The following is a 601-nucleotide window of genomic DNA, read 5'->3' as shown; positions in this document are numbered from 1 at the left end:
CAAATGCAAGATCCTTCAGCCGCTCGTTTTCACTCTGGTAGTAGGTTGTTCCTTCAAAGCCGAGTGCATAGAGGCATTCGAGATATTCACGCCCATATTGTTTGCAGGCATCCCATGAGAGGCCGCGGACTGCATGCGCCTCGCGATCTGCAATTGCGACATATCCGGATCCCCCCTGTTCGACATGCCAGACTACCTCACGCATCACCATCAGGTGACCGAGGTGAGGATGGCCGGATGGCATGAACCCGGTCATCACATTAAACCGGGAGCCGGAGTTGATCGCATCAACGATCGGACCATAATCCCGATGACCGATTACAATCTTCCGCCTGAAGAATGAGGGCCGGCTCTTCAGTGTCGTTACCTCATCTTCAACTTGTGCGATCCCAAATTCAGCAAAGAGGCGATCGATATCAACGCTCTGGCTGCTTGACCAGGGGTTTATTCCGGATTCCATAACGGTACTCTCACAACTTTATCCGTGCAAACTCGATGTACACGATCTCTTCATTCTGTACACAGGCAAACAACATCTTCTTTTTCACGCTATGGGCCATCCTGACTGATCGTGAGATGGTGGATATCGGGATCTCGGCGC

General features: G+C 51.6%; 2 pseudogenes. Both read right to left on the bottom strand.

The window, feature by feature from the left end:
* Positions 1-460, bottom strand: a pseudogene (locus QCH34_RS08980) (tryptophan--tRNA ligase); the annotation flags it as partial.
* A 10-nt stretch (positions 461-470) separates the two neighbouring features.
* Positions 471-601: pseudogene (locus QCH34_RS08975) on the bottom strand (endonuclease); the annotation flags it as partial.

Origin of the sequence: Methanocalculus sp., assembly GCF_029762515.1 — an archaeon.
Lineage (GTDB): Archaea > Halobacteriota > Methanomicrobia > Methanomicrobiales > Methanocorpusculaceae > Methanocalculus.
This window is presented reverse-complemented; position numbering and strand designations above follow the sequence as displayed.